The organism is Capnocytophaga cynodegmi, assembly GCF_002302475.1.
GTDB lineage: Bacteria > Bacteroidota > Bacteroidia > Flavobacteriales > Flavobacteriaceae > Capnocytophaga > Capnocytophaga cynodegmi.
Genome location: NZ_CP022378.1, coordinates 1593632 through 1611620, shown reverse-complemented (window position 1 = coordinate 1611620; position 17989 = coordinate 1593632). Strand labels below are relative to the sequence as shown.

The 17989-nt window shown below is 35.2% G+C and carries 17 protein-coding genes; 12 read left to right on the top strand and 5 right to left on the bottom strand.

Going from position 1 to position 17989, the window contains the following annotated elements; all coding sequences use genetic code 11:
- Positions 1-11 precede the first annotated feature (11 nt).
- From CGC48_RS07250 to tsaB, 3 genes are read left to right on the top strand one after another with little or no spacing between them, the layout of a single operon-like run.
- Positions 12-851 (top strand): hypothetical protein, encoded by an 840-nt coding sequence (locus tag CGC48_RS07250; RefSeq protein ID WP_098029053.1) that lies wholly within the window; start codon positions 12-14, stop codon positions 849-851.
- Complete coding sequence (gene rsmI / locus CGC48_RS07245; protein WP_098029052.1) at positions 851-1528, top strand: 16S rRNA (cytidine(1402)-2'-O)-methyltransferase; 678 nt, start codon at positions 851-853, stop codon at positions 1526-1528. Before CGC48_RS07250 ends, rsmI begins: the two co-directional genes overlap by 1 nt.
- Positions 1529-1558: 30 nt before the next feature.
- A complete protein-coding gene (gene tsaB / locus CGC48_RS07240) occupies positions 1559-2200 on the top strand; it encodes a tRNA (adenosine(37)-N6)-threonylcarbamoyltransferase complex dimerization subunit type 1 TsaB (protein ID WP_018278874.1) in 642 nt (213 codons plus the stop codon).
- Between the two features lie 14 nt (positions 2201-2214).
- Here the strand turns inward: tsaB and rlmN are convergent, their stop codons facing one another.
- Complete coding sequence (rlmN, locus tag CGC48_RS07235) at positions 2215-3261, bottom strand: 23S rRNA (adenine(2503)-C(2))-methyltransferase RlmN (RefSeq protein ID WP_026193791.1); 1047 nt, start codon at positions 3259-3261, stop codon at positions 2215-2217.
- A gap of 218 nt (positions 3262-3479) precedes the next feature.
- Between rlmN and CGC48_RS07230 the strand changes: the two genes are divergently transcribed.
- Positions 3480-4580 carry an OmpA family protein gene (locus tag CGC48_RS07230; protein ID WP_018278876.1) on the top strand — a complete coding sequence of 367 codons (1101 nt, stop codon included), beginning with the start codon at positions 3480-3482 and terminating at the stop codon, positions 4578-4580.
- A gap of 59 nt (positions 4581-4639) precedes the next feature.
- Here CGC48_RS07230 and CGC48_RS07225 read toward each other — a convergent pair whose 3' ends face one another.
- Positions 4640-5620: a polyprenyl synthetase family protein gene (locus CGC48_RS07225; RefSeq protein WP_098029051.1), complete on the bottom strand. Its 981-nt coding sequence runs from the start codon at positions 5618-5620 to the stop codon at positions 4640-4642.
- Positions 5621-5640: 20 nt separating this feature from the next.
- A complete protein-coding gene (locus CGC48_RS07220) occupies positions 5641-6090 on the bottom strand; it encodes a YhcH/YjgK/YiaL family protein (protein ID WP_098029050.1) in 450 nt (149 codons plus the stop codon).
- 294 nt (positions 6091-6384) lie between these two features.
- Here CGC48_RS07220 and CGC48_RS07215 point away from each other — a divergent pair, with 294 nt between their 5' ends.
- Positions 6385-8793: a TonB-dependent receptor domain-containing protein gene (locus CGC48_RS07215; protein ID WP_098029049.1), complete on the top strand. Its 2409-nt coding sequence runs from the start codon at positions 6385-6387 to the stop codon at positions 8791-8793.
- An 82-nt stretch (positions 8794-8875) separates the two neighbouring features.
- On the opposite strand, the gene CGC48_RS11740 is transcribed toward CGC48_RS07215, so the two are convergent.
- Positions 8876-9034: a hypothetical protein gene (locus tag CGC48_RS11740; RefSeq protein ID WP_157909887.1), complete on the bottom strand. Its 159-nt coding sequence runs from the start codon at positions 9032-9034 to the stop codon at positions 8876-8878.
- A gap of 328 nt (positions 9035-9362) precedes the next feature.
- On the opposite strand from CGC48_RS11740, the gene CGC48_RS07210 reads away from it, so the two are divergent.
- On the top strand, positions 9363-11264 hold the full coding sequence (locus CGC48_RS07210; RefSeq protein ID WP_098029048.1) for a coiled-coil domain-containing protein: 1902 nt from the start codon (positions 9363-9365) through the stop codon (positions 11262-11264).
- Positions 11265-11330: 66 nt separating this feature from the next.
- Here CGC48_RS07210 and CGC48_RS07205 read toward each other — a convergent pair whose 3' ends face one another.
- A complete protein-coding gene (locus CGC48_RS07205) occupies positions 11331-11684 on the bottom strand; it encodes a hypothetical protein (RefSeq protein WP_098029047.1) in 354 nt (117 codons plus the stop codon).
- A 180-nt stretch (positions 11685-11864) separates the two neighbouring features.
- Between CGC48_RS07205 and CGC48_RS07200 the strand changes: the two genes are divergently transcribed.
- From CGC48_RS07200 to CGC48_RS07175, 6 genes are all read left to right on the top strand, one after another.
- The gene (locus tag CGC48_RS07200) at positions 11865-12833 is read left to right on the top strand and encodes an SPFH domain-containing protein (protein WP_098029046.1); all 969 of its coding nucleotides are present in this window, start codon (positions 11865-11867) and stop codon (positions 12831-12833) included.
- A gap of 38 nt (positions 12834-12871) precedes the next feature.
- Complete coding sequence (locus CGC48_RS07195; protein WP_098029045.1) at positions 12872-15013, top strand: suppressor of fused domain protein; 2142 nt, start codon at positions 12872-12874, stop codon at positions 15011-15013.
- A gap of 67 nt (positions 15014-15080) precedes the next feature.
- On the top strand, positions 15081-15734 hold the full coding sequence (locus CGC48_RS07190) for a DUF6707 family protein (RefSeq protein WP_098029044.1): 654 nt from the start codon (positions 15081-15083) through the stop codon (positions 15732-15734).
- Between the two features lie 18 nt (positions 15735-15752).
- Positions 15753-16598, top strand: coding sequence for a hypothetical protein (locus CGC48_RS07185; RefSeq protein ID WP_098029043.1), 846 nt, complete (start codon positions 15753-15755; stop codon positions 16596-16598).
- Between the two features lie 15 nt (positions 16599-16613).
- Complete coding sequence (locus tag CGC48_RS07180) at positions 16614-17309, top strand: hypothetical protein (RefSeq protein WP_098029042.1); 696 nt, start codon at positions 16614-16616, stop codon at positions 17307-17309.
- Entirely contained in the window at positions 17296-17847 is a 552-nt protein-coding gene (locus tag CGC48_RS07175) for a hypothetical protein (protein ID WP_098029041.1), read from the top strand. The genes CGC48_RS07180 and CGC48_RS07175 overlap by 14 nt, the downstream gene beginning before the upstream one ends.
- Positions 17848-17989 lie beyond the last annotated feature (142 nt).

Genomic DNA, 17989 nt, shown 5'->3' with positions numbered 1-17989 from the left:
TGTTTGAGATTATGAAAAAGCAACTAGAAAAAGAATTACAGGAATTAGCACAAAATATTATCTCAACAAAAGATAATTTGGATCTGCCTGACTTAAAAAAAGAATTGGAAAAACTACTGGAAAAAGTTTCAATTTTAAATTTTGTAGAGAAATATTACAACTCTGTTGGCTCCTCAGAAGACCGTTTACAATACACAATGAAGAAAGTTGCAGATTTCATAGAAGAGGAACAAGATGAAAACGACATCTTCAACCTCCCTGTTGAAACAACTAAAGTGCAGAAAATCGTTCTGTCTCAAACAGAAAAAACACCTACTGATACAGAAAAAAAAGAAGAAAACCACACAGTAAAAACAAGTTATACTTCTACTGAGTCGCATAAAACATCTGCTTACAGGGCTTATCAGGATATCGTTCAAAAGGCACATGCTAACCAAGAAGCAGAAAACCAGCATACTCATAACGAGCCTGTCACTGAAGTACATAAAGAAACAGAGGCAAAACAAGGAAACAAAGGTCAGTCTCTAGAGGATTTCATCTCTCAAACACAACACCCTGTATTTGAAAAAAAAGAAGAAGCAGAAACCACAAAAACTTCTTCATTAAATGACCATCTTGGAAAAACTGCTCAAATTGGGTTAAATGACAGACTTGCGTTTATACGTCAATTATTTTTCGGAAGCGAAAGTGAATACAACACTGTAGTTCAGCACATTAATGACCTTCAAAGTGTAGAGGAAATTGCACTTTACATAGAGCAAGAAATAAAACCTATCTACAATCATTGGAGAGGAAAAGAAGATTACGAAGAACGATTTTTAGGTTTAATGCTTAAACGATTTGAAGTTTAATGGGTAAACTCTACCTTATCCCTACTCCTATTGGAAATCTGGAAGACATCACTATCAGGGCTTTACGCATTTTAAGAGAAGTTGATTTTATACTTGCAGAAGATACTCGAACAAGTGGTAAGCTCCTAAAACACTACGAGATTTCCACACCAATGCAAAGTTATCATATGCACAATGAACATCAGGTAGTTGGACATTGGGTGCAGCGAATTAAAAGTGGAGAAAATATCGGTTTAATCACAGATGCTGGAACGCCAGCTATTTCCGACCCTGGCTTTCTGCTTGTTAGAGAGTGTGTTGAAAAAGGTGTTGATATAGAATGCCTTCCTGGAGCTACAGCTTTTGTCCCCGCGTTGGTGAATAGTGCTTTACCGAATGACCGCTTTGTTTTTGAAGGCTTTCTGCCAGACAAAAAAGGGAGACAAACTCGCTTATCCTCACTTGCTGATGAGAAGAAAACAATGATTTTTTATGTTTCTCCTCATAAGCTACTCAAAACTATTTCCGACTTTATTTCCGTTTTTGGAAAAGAAAGAAGAGCTTCTATCTCTCGGGAAATCACAAAAATACACGAAGAAACACAGCGAGGAACTCTTGAAGGATTATTACAATATTACGAAAAAAAAACACCCAAAGGCGAGATTGTAATGGTTATTGAAGGAAAAACAAAAAAATAATTCTTCCGAAACATTTTCAAAATTGACTTTATGACGAAAATTCTTTGTATAGAAACCTCTGGCTTAAATTGTTCCGTAGCAATTTCAAAAGATAGCACTCTTCTGGCTGAAAGAACCGAAAACAAAGGGAAATTCACACACGCTGAAAGTTTGCACGTTTTCATAAATGAAGTAGTCGGTTTAGCGGGGATTTCTCTCAGTGAAATTGATGCTATCGCTGTAAGCGGAGGACCTGGCTCCTACACAGGCTTACGAATTGGTATTTCGACAGCTAAAGGATTATGTTTCGCCTTAAATAAACCATTAATTGCCATCTCAACACTTCAAATTTTAGCTTCACAAGTAACAGATAATGAAATCATTATCCCTATGATAGATGCTCGACGTATGGAAGTGTATAGTGCTGTTTTTGACAGAAATTTCAATGAAATTGAAAAAACTGAAGCCAAAATTCTGGATAAGAATAGCTACGCAGAGTGGCTCTCAAAAGGAAAAGTAATTTTTTTAGGTGATGGTGTAGATAAATTTTCGGAAATCTGTGACAATCCAAACGCAGTTTTTGTAAAAAACGCCTACCCTCAAGCAAGAGATATGATTATACACGCTCTTGAAAAATTTAAAAACAAAACTTTTGAAGATATTGCTTACTTTGAGCCAAACTATCTGAAATAATTGATTACTATCTTTTAGTTCTTGACTTTTTTGTTTGCCAGTTGCCCACACGCAGCGTCAATATCTTTTCCTCTTGATTTTCTAACTGTTACAGTAATCCCTGCTTCTTCCAGCATATTTTGATACATTTCAATAGCTGCACTATCCGCTTGAGCAAAACCATCTTCCCCAATTGGGTTGTATTCTATAAGATTTACTTTTGAAGGAGCAAAACGACAGAATTTTATCAACGCTTCTACATCTTTCTTCTTATCATTGATATCTTTCCAAACCACATATTCATAAGTGATTCTGTTCTTTGTCTTTTTGTACCAGTATTCCAAAGCTTCACGAAGTTCGGTTAACGGAAATTTTTCATTAAAGGGCATAATAGATGTTCGCACTTGGTCTATAGCAGAATGCAATGACACAGCAAGTTTAAACTTAACATCATCATCAGCCATTTTTTTTATTAATTTCGGAATTCCTGAAGTTGAGACTGTTATACGTTTAGGAGACATTCCTAACCCCTCTTCTGAAGTAATTTTCTCAATAGCAGCCAGTACGTTGTTGTAATTCATTAAAGGCTCTCCCATACCCATAAAAACAATGTTGGAAAGCGGTCTGTTAAAGAACATACGACTTTGACTATCAATCACTTTTACTTGGTCAAAAATTTCATCAGGAAGCAGATTTCGCATACGTTTCAAACGAGCTGTAGCACAGAAAGTACAATTCAAACTACACCCAACTTGACTTGATACACAAGCAGTTGTTCGTGTTTCAGTAGGGATTAAAACAGATTCAACTAATAATCCATCGTGCAGTCGAACCGCATTTTTGATTGTTCCATCAGAGCTGCGTTGCATCATATCAACCTCAATATGTTTGATAACAAAATTATTATCAAGCATCTCTCTAGTTTTTTTTGGTAAATTGGTCATTTCATCAAAGGAGTGCAACCCTTTGCTCCAAAGCCAATCATATACCTGATCTCCACGGAAAGCTTTGTCTCCGTTCGTTTCAAAAAACTCACGCAACTCACTTTTACTTAATGCTCGTATGTCCTTCTTTTCCTGCATAGGTGCAAAGGTAGTAAATAATTGATAAGCAGCAAACATATCTTTTTTCTTTGCAAAAACACAATTCAACTCATCTTCGAATTTTCTTTTACAAACAAATTCTTAACATAATTCCTCTCAACATATATAAAAAAAGCCAAAGTATTGTTAATTTTTTTTAGATGTGATATTAATTTGTATTTTTGCTAATGTTTTAAACCAATAATTATTTTTTTCATATGAAAAAGACAACCCTGAGCTTAATTGCTATTTTATCGGTTGGTGGGTATGTGTGTGCCCAAGATTTACCAGCAAACCCTGCCCCAGGAAAGTGCTACGTTAAATGTATCACAAAGGATGAATTCCGCGAAGAAACAGAAACTATCGAAATTTCTCCTGCGTACAGCAAATTAGAGGTAGTTCCTGCTAAGTACAAAACCATTGAAGAACGTGTTCTTGTAAAAGAAGCAAGCAAAAAGTTGGTTTACGTACCTGCTGTTTATGAAACAGTCGATGTCCCTTACGAGAAAAAAGAACAAGGAAGTATTTTGAAAGTTGTTCCTGCTGCTTTTGGAAATGATGTAAAAACTATTGAAGTATTCCCTAAAACTTCAGGGTGGGAATACAAACATCTTGACAATTGTCCTTCAATTAATAAAGACGCTTGTGTTACTGCGTGTTTTGTTGAAAGACCAGCTCGTTTTGAAAGTGTTAACATCGTTACATTAACAAAAGATGCTCACACAACTGAGAGTGAAATCCCTGCTGTATCAGCAAACTTCAAACGTCAGGTAATCAAAACTCCTGCTCGTGTTGAAGAAATTGAAATTCCTGCTGAATACGCCACTATCAAACGTGAAGTAATTGATTCACCAGCAACAACTCGCAAAGTAGAAGTTCCTGCTGAACACAAAACCATAACTAAACAAGTTTTAGTTAAACAAGGAGGTGTTACTGTTTGGGAAGAGGTTGATTGTAAGTTATTAGAACCTACTTTGTTGCCTATTCTTTATGAGTACAACAGTGCTAAGTTAACAAAAGCTTCTGAAAAAGTTATTGATGATATGTTGTTACCTTTGTTAAGAGGAAAAAACACAAGTGTAGAAATTATGTCACACACAGATTCAAGAGGAAACGACCAATACAATATGTCTCTTTCTCAACAGAGAGCAAATGCTGTTGTTAACTACTTAGCTAACAAAGGTATTCAACGTTCAAGAATGATCGCAAAAGGATACGGAGAATCTCGTTTGATTAACAGATGTGCTAACGGAGTTCAATGTTCAGAAGAAGAGCATCACAAAAACCGAAGAACAGAGTTTAGAATTCTTGGAGAATAGTTAAAATTGAATTCAAAAATAAAAAGAGCCTAAATTTTAGGCTCTTTTTATTTGTATAATTATATTTTTCGGTCAATAACGTAATTCACCATTAGTATTAGTGCGTTCTTATACTCTGAATCAGGGAATTTAGAAAGAATTTCCAAAGCTTTTTGTTGAAATTCACGCATCTTTTCCTCAGCATAAGCAAGTCCATTCTTTTCTTTCACCAAATTGATAACTTCCCGAACGCGTTTTTTATCTTTATTATGATTTTTAATAGAATTTATTATCCATTTCCTCTCTTTTTCCGTACAAGTATTCAATGTGTAGATAAGAGGAAGCGTCATTTTTTGTTCTTTAATATCAATTCCTGTTGGTTTACCAATACTTTCTTCTGTATAATCAAACAAATCGTCCTTGATTTGGAAAGCCATTCCGATATATTCTCCAAAAAGACGCATTTTTTCAATAGTCTCCTTATCATCTGGAATTACAGAACAAGCACCCATAGCACAACAGGCAGCAATTAATGTAGCTGTTTTCTGACGAATAATTTCATAATAAACAGACTCAACAATATCTAACCTACGAGCCTTTTCTATTTGCAGAAGCTCTCCTTCACTCATTTCACGAACCGCAACCGAAATTATTCTAAGCAAATCAAAATCAGAATTATCAATTGAAAGCAACAATCCTTTGGAAAGCAGATAATCACCAACCAAAACGGCTATTTTGTTTTTCCACAAAGCATTAATCGAAAAAAATCCACGACGTTTATTACTATCATCAACCACATCATCGTGGACCAAAGTTGCCGTATGAATAAGCTCAATTACAGAGGCTCCACGATATGTACGTTCTTCCACATTACCGCCAGAAACCATTTTCGCCACCAAAAACACAAACATCGGACGCATTTGTTTGCCTTTTCTATTAACAATGTAATACGTAATCCGATTAAGTAATGCCACTTGAGAGGACATTGAATCGCGGAACTTCTGCTCAAAAAGCTCCATCTCTTGGCGGATAGGTTCCTTTATTTGTGAAATAACTTTCATATCCTTATGCTTAAAGCCTTTTATTCCACACTAATTTTCACTACCAATTTCCGAATTTTACCTTCGCCAATAATCGGAGCGTGAGCATCTTCAGGATATACAATCGCAAATTGATTGGGTTTTAGCGTAATGTAAGTTGTTGGTTTATCTTCGTAAAGTCCATAATCATTTTCCTCATCAAAGGCTTTTTTTTCCTGTTTGCAATGAGCCAAATTCTTCCAGCCGATAGTTTCTTCACCAGAAAGAAGAATATGAATATCCAAATACTTCCTATGATACTCAAGTACTTGATTTTCTTTAGAAAGACATTCAGGTTCTGAATTAATTATAAAAACTTTATCGCCATCAATTTCTATTTTCCCCAGTTCTGCGTTTAACAAATTATGACTTTTCACATACTGAAAAACCTTCGGAAAAGCAGAATGCAACCCCTCATAACGACTACTTTGGCTTAAATCGGACAGAATCATTATTTTCTTTATTTTTAGTGCCTTGCAAATGTATTGAAAAAATCAGCGAAAACAAAAATAATATCCAAATTTGTTGATTCTAAATTTATTATAATCTTTGGAAAGATTACATTTCACTACTTACAAAAACAACAATCAATTCATATTCATTCTAAATTTATATTTAAAAATAAAATTTTTAATTTTTAATTTTTAATTTTTAATTTTTAATTTTTAATTTTGTACAAATTTTGAGACTTTTTATTTTATTTTTCGCAATATTGAAACACCAAAACCAACAAAATGATTTAAAAAATGAAAACTACTATCTATTTTATGTTCTTTTTAGTTTGTACGAGTGTATTTTCACAACATTCTCATATCATTTCAGGGCGTATAACCGATGAATACAACGATGCCGTGCCTTACGCAATTGTTTCGGTGTTGTCGTATGACAAATCTGAGGTGATTTCACAAACAAGCACCGACTTGGAGGGAAATTTTACCCTGAAAGGAAACGGAAACAACATAAAAATAGTAATCTTTGCCACAGGATTTGAAACCTACGAGGAAAAAACTCCCTTACAATGGGACAAAGACATTTCTCTCGGCATTATTAAGCTGCAATCTTTAGTTACTGAATTATCGGGCGTGGTAGTATCGGCAGACAGAAAGAAACCTACCATTCGGTTGAAGGAAGGCAAAATCATTTTTTCGCCTAAAGAAAGTAGTATTACCTCAGGAGGAAACGCTTTGGAGGCTCTGCAAAAAACACCAGGTATATTAATGGATAATTCTTACGCCATTTCAATTCTGGGCAAAAAAGGAGCAGTCGTTTTTATCAACGGAAAATCTACATTTATGCAATCGGAGGACTTAGCAAGTTTCCTCAAATCCATTTCAGCCTCACAGATTAAGAACATTGAGATTATGCTAAATCCACCAGCCCAATACGATGCCGAAGGAGCGGCTGGTATCATTAATATAGTGTTAGACAAGCATAACATTGAGGGTACATACATTTCGGCGGGGAGTGGTGTATCCTATTGGCATCACCTGAGAAATACAACGGACGTTTCCTTGCAACACAATACCGATAAACTAAACATAAACGCCTCATACAGCCATCATTTTGGGCATATCAATTATGATTACGGCTCAGAAAGAAAGTTAGATGACAAGTGGTACATCAGTTCATCGGCAGATACAGACAAGCGTCACTCTGTTTCAGGTAATTTTGGGCTGGATTATCTACTAAATAAGAAGAATACAATTGGGATAGCCCTTTCTGCGAACTCTCATTTCGGTAAAGGAATTATAAACACCCAAAACGATATCTTCAATAAGGATTTCAAATATGAAAAGACCATTTTCGGGCAAAGCGATTACTTCAAACAAAGAAATGCACGTTATGGATTGAGTTCTTTTTATGCGTATCAGCCTTCTGACAATGAAAAATACAACATCGACATAGATTATGTATTCTTCGACGGCTTGTCGGGAGTAAACCAACCCAATTGGCATAAAAATTTGGCAGGAAATCGTATCGATGATGAGGCTTTTCTGGCTGATAGCGACCGAAAAATACACATTTTTGCCGCTTCCTTACATCAAAAATTCCCATTATGGAAAGGAAATTGGTCGTCAGGAATTAAATTCTCCCAAGTTGTATCAAATAATATCTCTGATTTTTTTAGCGTATCCCCGTCGGGTAACCTTCTAATCCCAAATCGTTCTAATACTTTCAATTATAAAGAACGTTTATTCGCAGCATATATTCAGTATGCCATCGCGGTAAGCGAAAAGGTCTCCTTAGAAACAGGGCTACGTAGTGAGCATACTTTTTCTGTTGGAAAATTATTCTCCCGACAAGGAAGTAACCAAGATTATCAAGAAAATAAACGGAATTACCTCAATCTATTCCCCTCCCTAAGTCTCACATATCAGAAAAGCGATAAAACAGCCTACGGATTCAATTACAGCAGTCGGATTTCCCGCCCTGCGTATCAAAACTTAAGTCCTTTCATTTTAGCTCTCGACGGATTGTCCGACTGGGTGGGCAATCCATTTTTAGAGCCCCAAAAAATACATAAGATTAGTGCTACTGCAACTTGGAACAAGACAACCGCTATACTTTCTTACAATTATACAAATGATTTCAGCGGACAAATTACCGAGAAACAGGCTAACGAACGTGTAATTATGATTCCACGCAACATAGGACACCAAAATTATTTCTCGACAAGCATTCTGCAAGAAATTCAGTGTGCTTCTTGGTACAAAATGCACATAAATCCTTCCTTATTCTATGTTCGAAATTCATTTCAGATAGAAAATTATACTTCTTTTAGCCCCAGCAAATGGACTTTCTCCATAAACTCACAACATCAGCTTAAATTGCCTTTCAAAATCACTGGCGAGATTAATGCTGACTACACCACAAAACAAATAGCCAATGTTAATGAAATTGCTAAGCCTTCTGGAGGTATTGACATCGGATTGCAACGCAGTTTTCTAAATAATCAACTTCATTTATCCTTTTCTTTTACCGATATTTTCCATACCAGACGTTGGGACTCAGAAAGTCATCTTCCAAATTTGGATAATTACATCTGGGGATATGCAGAATCACGCCAAGTAAAGTTCTATCTAACTTACAAAATCGGAAAACAAAGCTCAAAAACGGCTCATCAAAGTAATTTAGAGGAAGCAGATAGGCTTTAAAGGGATAATTACTTTCCAAAATCTTAAAAAGTGTTCTATTTTAGTGATTTTTTAAATAAAAAATTAGTATCATAGTTATATTTTAGAGAGAATTAAAATCAGAATACCCTATTGTAGTAGTACGACAAGAATATTTAAAATCAGAATAGACTATCGTAGTGTCACGACGAGGATATTGAAAAATAGAATAGTCTATCATAGTAGCACGACAAGGATATTTAAAATCAGGATAGTCTATCATAGTATCACGACGAAGATATTTAAAATAAATCTATACTATTTTATATACTTGCTATGTTATTTTATTGTGTGCTATTACTTTTTCGTAGCATTTCCCCTCCTATCCTACTCTATTTTACCTCAAACAAGTTACTTTTTAATCTAAAACTATTTTCATTATCTATAGAATGTAATTCGTATTATATAAAACTAATTTATTTTACCAAAAAAGGAAGTCCTTTTATACTCATTTCATTTTATTTACCCTAAAAAGGAAATTAAAAAAATAATTTCTACAATTATTTCTATAAAGTAAATTACTATATTTGCCTATATAAAATTAAAAATAAATGAAAAGGATATCCCGAATAGTTGATTTATATAAAATTATCCTCATCGTGCTACTCTTAGGAGCTGAATTTGTTCACGGGCAACATTTTTCGAAAGAAATAGAAGGCTATCTGAAATCCAGTGAGCAATTACGAGGAGAAGGAAGACTTGAAGAGATTTACGATGTCCTCAAACAAGCTGAATTACTGGCTGAAAACAATCAGAAAGACTATTTAACTGAGATATATTCGGAATATGTGAAATACTTTTTCGCCATAAAGAATTCCAATTTAGCTAAAGAATATATGCAGAAAGCCAGAAGCATAGCCGAAAAGGCTCATTCTTCTCAAGCAATCGCTTACGGATATTACACTCAAGCCTATTATTATAACTATCTCGACATTCGTCAACTCGCTGTTGAAAATTGCCAACTGGCTTTGACAATCGCAGAGGAAAACAGGCTGGAAACACTCAAACCGAAGCTATATTACATTCTTTACGGGGCTTATTCAAGTGTAGAAGACGCTTCCCTTGCCCGAAAATACGCTCAAAAAACTATAGAAACCGCCAACAAGGTCGCTAATTACAATCTGCTCTCCAACGGCTACTCGGCAATGTCTACTGTTATGGGATATCTGTACAAAAAAGAGCAAAACGAAGCCTTTAAAGATAGTATTTTGATTTATTTGGAGAAATCGGCGGCACTTTACAAGCAATTTCCGAATAAGGTAAGCCCAATCACTTACGGAATAACCAATATCAACATTGCGGATTTCTATTACCAAAGCGGAAAGCTCTCTGACCCAAATACGTTAGCCAATATTGAGAAATACACTGCTATTGCCCTCGAAGTATCGCGAGGAAAAAGCAATACCGCTTCAATTCAAGCTAATGCAAAAGGACTTTTGGCGGAAATCGCTGTGCAACAAGGCAATACATCAGAAGCAGAAAGACTGCTCACAGAGGCTTTTTTGGAAATAAGCAAACAACAACCCGTAATTGATTATTATACACTCATTGCCCTTGCCCAAGCTCTTTCGCAACTCTACGAAAAAAGCGGAAATCTTGAAAAAGCCCTACACCTAAAAAACGAAAAAGAAATATATAAAGCCAAGCTTTACGACCAAAACCAGCAAGAACAAATGCTCCGCTTGGAAGCTGAGTTTGAAAACCAACAAATAAAACAACAAATAGAAACCATTTCCCAATTAGCAGAAAGCAGAAAGCAACTCAATTACCTTTACATTGGCACATCGGTTTTGGCATTGGTTTCGCTTGTGTTCGTCGTTCGCAATCAACAAAATAAAGCAAAACTACAAAACGAAAAACAACTCCGACTCGAAAAAGAAAAAAACGAGGCCGAAGCTCGTGCATTGCTCAAAGAAAAGGAACGCAGACTACTTTCCATACAAAAATCGCAAATGGAGCGAGAAATAAAAATGCAACTCCGACTTGAGAAAGAGGAACAGGCTCGACTAAAAGCAGAACAAGAACTCTTACAGCTCAAAAATGAACAAATGCAAAAAGAAGTATTAGCAAACGCACTTCAAATCGACCGAAAAAACAAGTTATTAGAAGAAATAAAAGATAAAATTAAGCAAGAGGGAAACACCTTTAACATTGAACGTGTATTGAAAAAAGAAAAATTCTTAGATGATACAATAGAGCAAACCGTTAAAGAATTCCAAGATATTCACCCCGATTTTTTCAATAAACTTAGTGAAATTTCAGACAATAAACTCACATCACTCGACCTGAAATATTGTGCTTATATGTATCTGAAGCTTTCCACAAAGGAAATTGCTACAGCCTTTAATGTAGAACCCAAAAGTATCCGAATGAGCAAATATCGCATCAAACAGAAACTAAATTTAGAGAAAGAAGACAGCTTGGAAGATTTTCTCCAAAGCTTAACCGCATAACAAAAAAAGAGATTATCTTAAACATCATATCAGATAATCTCTTTTAAAACCAAAGTTCATTTTTCCTTAATTAGTAACTGTTGCCACCAAATGTACCCCATTAGCAGTAGATTCCTTTACTACCTTATCTCCTTTGAGTAATTGCAACTTCAAAACAGAATTATCGTTTGTTCCTTTTGCTCCTACCGAAACTGCAATATGACCTTGAGTTGTAAAAGTCTTCACCCAGTCTTCTGTAAGAGCTTTATTAACAACCTCTGTGTCGGTTTTCCCATCATATACAACTGCTACATTGAGCAATTTAACTCCTTCCGCTTTCGGAATTTTCACGGTGTAGGTTCCTCCTTCTGGATTATTTTCACTCTTTCCACAGGCTACAATCATCACTATTGCAGCAATTAAAAATAAAATTTTTTTCATCTTTCTTATATTTTATTGTGGCAAATATACATTTTTTGAAAAACATTCTTACATCAAAACTCAAAAAAACACTAAAAATGAGTATAAAAGAACACTTGTAGACAGTTTGTAGACGCCTTTTTCTTTGATATAGTTTGAGCTTCTGACTATCTTTGCCAATGAATAGTAAATTATTTCATTATGTCGAATCCAAATTCAAAACTACCGTATTTAGAAATCATTGAATGGGTAGAACACACTCCTAACCTGCTAATGTGGAAAGTACCCGATCAAGACAAAGAAATTAAAAACGGAGCAAAACTTATTGTACGCGAAAGCCAATCTGTTCTTTTTCTGAATGAAGGCTCCATTGCTGATATTTTCAGTGCTGGTACACATTCACTTTCTACTCAAAATATACCAATTCTTTCTAAACTCAGAGGTTGGAAATATGGTTTTGAAAGCCCTTTCAAAGCTGATGTGTATTATTTTTCAACCAAACAATTCGCAAATCTTAAATGGGGAACACCTGCTCCCGTGCTAATGCGTGACCCTCAATTCGGACAAGTACGAATACGTGCCTTTGGCTCCTACAATGTAAAAATAACTGATGTTTCCAAGTTCTTTAAGGAATATGCAGGTACGTATCCCACATTAACTATCTTTGAATTGGAAACACAACTTCGTGATTTCATTGCTCCAAAGTTTGGAGAAGCTCTTTCTAATGCCAATCTTTCAGTTGTAGATGTTGCAGGAAATATGACCGAACTGAGCAATAAAATTCGTCCAATGATTGAACCTTATTTCTCGGATTTTGGAATTGAGGTAACACAATTTACAATAAGTTCAGTAACGCTTCCGCAAGAAGTTACAGAATTCTATGATAAAGCTACAAGTATGAATATCATTGGCGATATGAATCGTTTTCAGCAATTTAACACTGCCAATGCCATTGGTAACGACCGTAGCAACCTTAATTCAAGCGTGAAAGAGGGCGTGGCAATGGGAATGATGATGGGAACGATGCAGCAACAAATACAACAAAATCAGCCAACTACAATTGATGACCTAACAACGAAACTTCAAAAACTCAAAACACTTTTTGAAAATGGACTTATCAATGAAGAAGAATACAAGACAAAAAAGGCTGAAATTTTAGCCAATTTTTAAAAAATAGAATTCAACAAAGTTTTAATCAATTTAAAATTATGACAGAAAAACAAATCCTAAAAAAAATTGATGCTTGGGATGAAAATGATAACATCCAAGCTATTATCGACTTTATAGAAAATCTGCCTGTGGAAGAGCGTTCTACTGCCGTTCTGAGCGAACTCGGAAGGGCTTATAACAACTTTTACTGGCTCGACCAATCTGCTGAAAATGAAAAATATTTGCAAAAAGCTATCGACGTTTTCAAATATCTGGAAGAAGAACTTGGCGAAACGGCTTCGTGGAATTATCGCATTGGGTATTCTTACTTCTACCTCAATAACAGTGAATTAGCAAAAAAACACTTCCTCAGAGAACAAGAATTACAAGGTTCTGGTAATGATGTAGATACGTATTTGGCTTGTATTGAATATGCTCAAGAAAAAGGAGTTTCGCCTGTAGAGGTTTACAACGGCGGAAGAGAAGGAGTGCAATATCCGTTAGAACGATTTTTACACTTTTTAGAGAAAAAAGCTCCCAATTTACGTACACTCATTGCCTCAGGAGCCTCCGATGCCGAGTTGGAAAGTTTTGAAAACCAAATTGGTGCAAAACTTCCTGAAGCTTATAAAGAACTTTATCGCACTTTCAATGGTCAAAAACAAATTGTTCCGTTTTTCGCAACAGGCAATCAGCATTTTGTTTCATTAAGTGAAGTGACTGAAATTCAGGAAAGATGGCTGAGCTTTGTAAAGCAACATTATGGTGAGAATTGGAAAAATGTCCGACTTTCCGAAGAAATTTTCTTTGATGAAGAAGATGTCCAAAACACACTTTTCAACGAAAAATGGATTCCGATTTTGGCTGGAGAGCAATTCTTCATTTGTATGGATTTAGACCCCAAACAGGAAGAATTTTATGGGCAAATTATCTGCGTGATGCTCAACGAGGACATCAATAATTTTGAAGTAGGTTATCTCTACAACGACATCAAAGATTGGTTAGGTTACATCATTCGCAATTTGCAATCAGAACAATTGGTGTACAATGCCGAAAATAATTGGCTTGAGTTTGCTGAAGACGGAAATTACCAAGAAGCAGCGTATTACACTGAAGAAGAACGCACGGCTTTGGAAAGTTACATCGAAACGACCTTCGGGAAGTTTGATGAGGTTTTGCACGAACTCGTATCTCCTGATATTCATTGCGATATTTATCTTATAAAACCCACACCAGAACGCAATTATTACACACTAGTAACGGGCGGTATGGGAGCTTTTCAGATGTACACCCCAGAGGATTATCACGCCTCGCCATTTGCCGAACTGGTTATCAACCTACCTCCTACTTGGAATATCCAAAGTGAAGAAGAAAAAGACTATTGGCCTATCCGTTGGCTGAAAAACTTGGCTCGTTTGCCTATCCAGCATCAAACTTATTTAGGATACGGGCATACCATACCTACCAATGATGCTTTGGAAGGCACTAATTTCGATTGCTTGATGCTCATTGGGGCAGTTGCACAAAGTGAAGACGGTGAACAAAGCCAATGGGCTGTGGCAGAATTACCTTCGGGAAAAGAAGTTGGATTCTTCTATGTAGTGCCACTTTATCCAGAAGAAACTCAATTCAAACTCGACCAATCGGCAGACGATTTACTGGACAAGTTCGAAGCAGCTGACATTCCGTATCCGCCAGTAGTTGACATCAATCGTGTGAATGTTTGTGAAGATTACGAGGCTATGGAAACTCCTAATTTATTAGATAATATTGCGTGGGCGTTTAACGACCGTTTTTACGGTTCACTGATGCATTTCTGGGACGCCATACGAGATTACAATGCTGATATTGAAAACGATTTGGAAGACTTCACTCCTTTCGCAACCATTTTTAGCAGTTCCAAAGTGATGATGATGTATGAGGCTTACATCAAAAGTGAGAAAGATATTTTGGAAAATGAGCGTTTGCTTAATCCTGAAACTTTTGATAATCCCGACGAGGACGGAATGTACTACGCTCGTATATTAGCAGAACTTGAAAGTGAAGACCGCAACTATTACGGAGCTTTAAACTTACTTCGTCATATTCACAATACGTTATCTAACAAAGATTTAGGTGACCATATTTTCTTTGAAGGTTTCGATTTGGAATCCTACCAAGAAGACGGAACGCCTGTAATTTACTTGAATTTAGGAAGTTAATCACTTCTCTTGCCAATCCCTCAAAAAAGTGGGATTGGCATTTCTTCTCACAAAATTCTAATAAATTATGAATATTCCTTTTGAAAAAATAGAGGCATTCTGCATCACAAAAAAGCAACAAAAGAATTTAGAGAAACTGAAAAAGAAATTCTCCATTAAAAATTCAGCAAATCGTGAAACTTTATCTGATTTGATGGACAGCCTCTTTATTTGTGAAAAATATGAACCGCTTTTGGCTTTACTTCCTGAAGTTTTGAGCGTACCTTTTGAAGAAGATTTCCTTATTTGGGGCGATATGGAATCCTATTTAGCCATCATTGTTGCTGTTCCAAACATCACTGCGAACCAACGGAAAGCCATTTTTGAGCATTACAAAAGTGTTACCCATTACCAAAGTACCAAAAAGGCACAAGAAAGTTTGGATTATTATTTTCATCGGATTTTATCACTCAACAAAATCAATGATTACAAGACAGAAATAGCTGAAGCTCTTGAAGAAGAGGATTTAAGCTATGAATATGCAATGCGTTTAGGGCTTTTGAAAGAAGGAAGCCAAGTGAAACTTATCAGCGAGTTTGTTGATTTCAAAACTTTACAATTTCCGCAGTGGTTGGAAACTCCCAATTTTGAAAATCGGGAAGCGTTACAGAATCATATGGAAGAAATCATCTCGCAGCAATTGGAAACACTAAAAGAAAAACGATTCGCTAAATACAATTAAGTAACATAAAATACAACTATGAAAATAACAAATAGCGACCTACAACGAAATGATTTTGCTTCATTAGCTTTTTTTGATGCCGCCAATTATAATGTTAAAAACATTCGTGAAGATATTGAACATTACAAAACTTTAGACAAAATTCGTACAGGTATTTTTGGAAACATCAAAGCATTGAGCCTTTTGTCAGAACATTTTGATGGAGGGGATAATCCCATAATGACCGAAGAAGCTCAGCAATGGAAAATAATTCTGCTTGATTATTGTGAACGCAATAAACGCAAGATTCCTAAAGCATTACGAGATGATTTTTTGCGAAACCTAACAAGCGATTTGGACAAAATTATCGAAAACAGCAACGATATTCCTGATTTTTTATGGAAAAATGACGCTCAAAAACGCGAAATAATCATAAAAGTAGAAAATCAAATACTGAAGGACAAATACATTGCTTTAGCTGAATTGAAGTACAGCAAATTAGGAGGCGCTTTACAAAATTATTTGCTCGAATGTTTACAAAAATTAGAAGAAAACGAACAAAAACCAGAAGAGCCAACGATTTCAAGAAAAAGTACACGGAGTTTTCGCCCTCACATCTTTGCTTCATCGGACAATGAATATACTCTTTTGTTAGATGACTTTGACCTCTTTTTGACTGAAAAACAACATTCTGAAGATACTGAAATCAACGCATACGACATCGAAAAACGACTTAAAAAGTACTTAAAAGAAACCAACAAACCTTTACTTAAAACATTATTTTTTGATTGTGAAAGTTCTCTCTTTTCAGTAAGAAGTCAAAACTTGGAAAACTTGATACAATTACAAAAAGCATTATTACATTTAGCTTTTGATAATCAATAAGAAAATATAGTTACTATGACAAGTCCAAAAGAAATATTTGAAAAAGGTTGCGGAGAAATCGCTCAGCATTTTCCTGACTTTAAATCCATACAAAAAGGCAGAAAACTAAAGAAAGTAAGCCAAAATAAAAGTATCGAATTTGAAATTTATTTTCAGACCAGTATGCGAAACTACAGCGGCAGCGTTGCCATACTTCCACACATTAACATTTCTTCCAAAAAAATGGAAAAATGGCTCAACACACAAAGTAACGGGCAAGAAATGTGGGAGTTAATCTTTACAAAACAACTCGGCTACCTCACGCCACGCCAATATTGGTACGAATGGAACTTGGCAGGACTTAGTTTTCAACCAACTATCGATGAAATTGTAAAGTATTTAAAAGAATATGCTTTACCTATCTTTGAACTTTTTGAAAATAAAGACAAGGCGGTGGATTTCTTATTGGAAAATGGAGCAATTTTCAATAAAAATGTTAAACACGATGAACTTTTGCCTTTCTATTTTGTGTTTTGGCACAGTGGAAAAGAAAAAGCTGAGATTTTTCTAAACAATTTTGTAGAAAAATGCAGTTACAAAGGAAAGTTTATTAAATCGTATGAAAAATTACAAACCGTCAAGCAATTTAATTTTACTTATAGCAGTTTTGTTGGAGAAGACATCTTAAAATTTGCAGTAGCTCACGGAATAAAACTCAATGTCAAAGAATAAACTAATGGATTTTACAGAAATAAATAAGTATATTGACTCTTTTTATGAGGAAAAACTCTCTAAATACGACCTAAAATATTACATCACACAATATACTGAAAAAGAGAACATTTCGGTTGAAACACTTTCTACTTTGTTTCTGAAGGATTGTGCGACAAACAGAAATAATGAAACTTTGGAAGGTGCTTTATTGGTCGTTTTTATATTTAATATTCGTAATAAAGAAGTTGTAGGATTGTGTCAAAGTTTATTACTTGAAGATTGGCACGAACGCCACGAAGATATTATTTCTGTTTTAGAAGAAGCCAGAAATAAAGAATCCGTTGCATATTTGCTTAAGGCTTTTCAAATGAAACTGAAGTATATGCAATACAACAATCATTATTCATTTCATAAAAAATTGCTGTGGGCAGTATACAAACTCTCTGGTTCTCAATATAAAAATGAATTATTAAAACTAACTGAACATATCAGCCCAAAGCTAAAACCTGAGTGGAGGCAATTTATAGGAGATAAAATGGGAAAAATCAAAAGTTGAAAAAACACACATTTTTTTACCGCTAAAAATCTGAAAAATCAGGATGAATAGATAAAACTTCAAACAAAGAATACCAAAACTGGAAAAAAAATCAGTAAAAAGCTAAGATTCATTGCTTTAAAATATAAGAATTAGAAAAATA

Coding starts and splice junctions, on each gene's coding strand:
- rsmI (WP_098029052.1), top strand. CDS start 851: ATGGGTAAACTCTACCTTATCCCTACTCCTATTGGAAATCTGGAAGAC.
- CGC48_RS07200 (WP_098029046.1), top strand. CDS start 11,865: ATGTCGAATCCAAATTCAAAACTACCGTATTTAGAAATCATTGAATGG.
- CGC48_RS11740 (WP_157909887.1), bottom strand. CDS start 9,034: ATGATAGACTATCCTGATTTTAAATATCCTTGTCGTGCTACTATGATA.
- CGC48_RS07180 (WP_098029042.1), top strand. CDS start 16,614: ATGACAAGTCCAAAAGAAATATTTGAAAAAGGTTGCGGAGAAATCGCT.
- CGC48_RS07220 (WP_098029050.1), bottom strand. CDS start 6,090: ATGATTCTGTCCGATTTAAGCCAAAGTAGTCGTTATGAGGGGTTGCAT.
- CGC48_RS07230 (WP_018278876.1), top strand. CDS start 3,480: ATGAAAAAGACAACCCTGAGCTTAATTGCTATTTTATCGGTTGGTGGG.
- CGC48_RS07215 (WP_098029049.1), top strand. CDS start 6,385: ATGAAAACTACTATCTATTTTATGTTCTTTTTAGTTTGTACGAGTGTA.
- CGC48_RS07175 (WP_098029041.1), top strand. CDS start 17,296: ATGTCAAAGAATAAACTAATGGATTTTACAGAAATAAATAAGTATATT.
- tsaB (WP_018278874.1), top strand. CDS start 1,559: ATGACGAAAATTCTTTGTATAGAAACCTCTGGCTTAAATTGTTCCGTA.
- CGC48_RS07205 (WP_098029047.1), bottom strand. CDS start 11,684: ATGAAAAAAATTTTATTTTTAATTGCTGCAATAGTGATGATTGTAGCC.
- CGC48_RS07190 (WP_098029044.1), top strand. CDS start 15,081: ATGAATATTCCTTTTGAAAAAATAGAGGCATTCTGCATCACAAAAAAG.
- CGC48_RS07210 (WP_098029048.1), top strand. CDS start 9,363: ATGAAAAGGATATCCCGAATAGTTGATTTATATAAAATTATCCTCATC.
- CGC48_RS07250 (WP_098029053.1), top strand. CDS start 12: ATGAAAAAGCAACTAGAAAAAGAATTACAGGAATTAGCACAAAATATT.
- CGC48_RS07185 (WP_098029043.1), top strand. CDS start 15,753: ATGAAAATAACAAATAGCGACCTACAACGAAATGATTTTGCTTCATTA.
- rlmN (WP_026193791.1), bottom strand. CDS start 3,261: ATGCAGGAAAAGAAGGACATACGAGCATTAAGTAAAAGTGAGTTGCGT.
- CGC48_RS07225 (WP_098029051.1), bottom strand. CDS start 5,620: ATGAAAGTTATTTCACAAATAAAGGAACCTATCCGCCAAGAGATGGAG.
- CGC48_RS07195 (WP_098029045.1), top strand. CDS start 12,872: ATGACAGAAAAACAAATCCTAAAAAAAATTGATGCTTGGGATGAAAAT.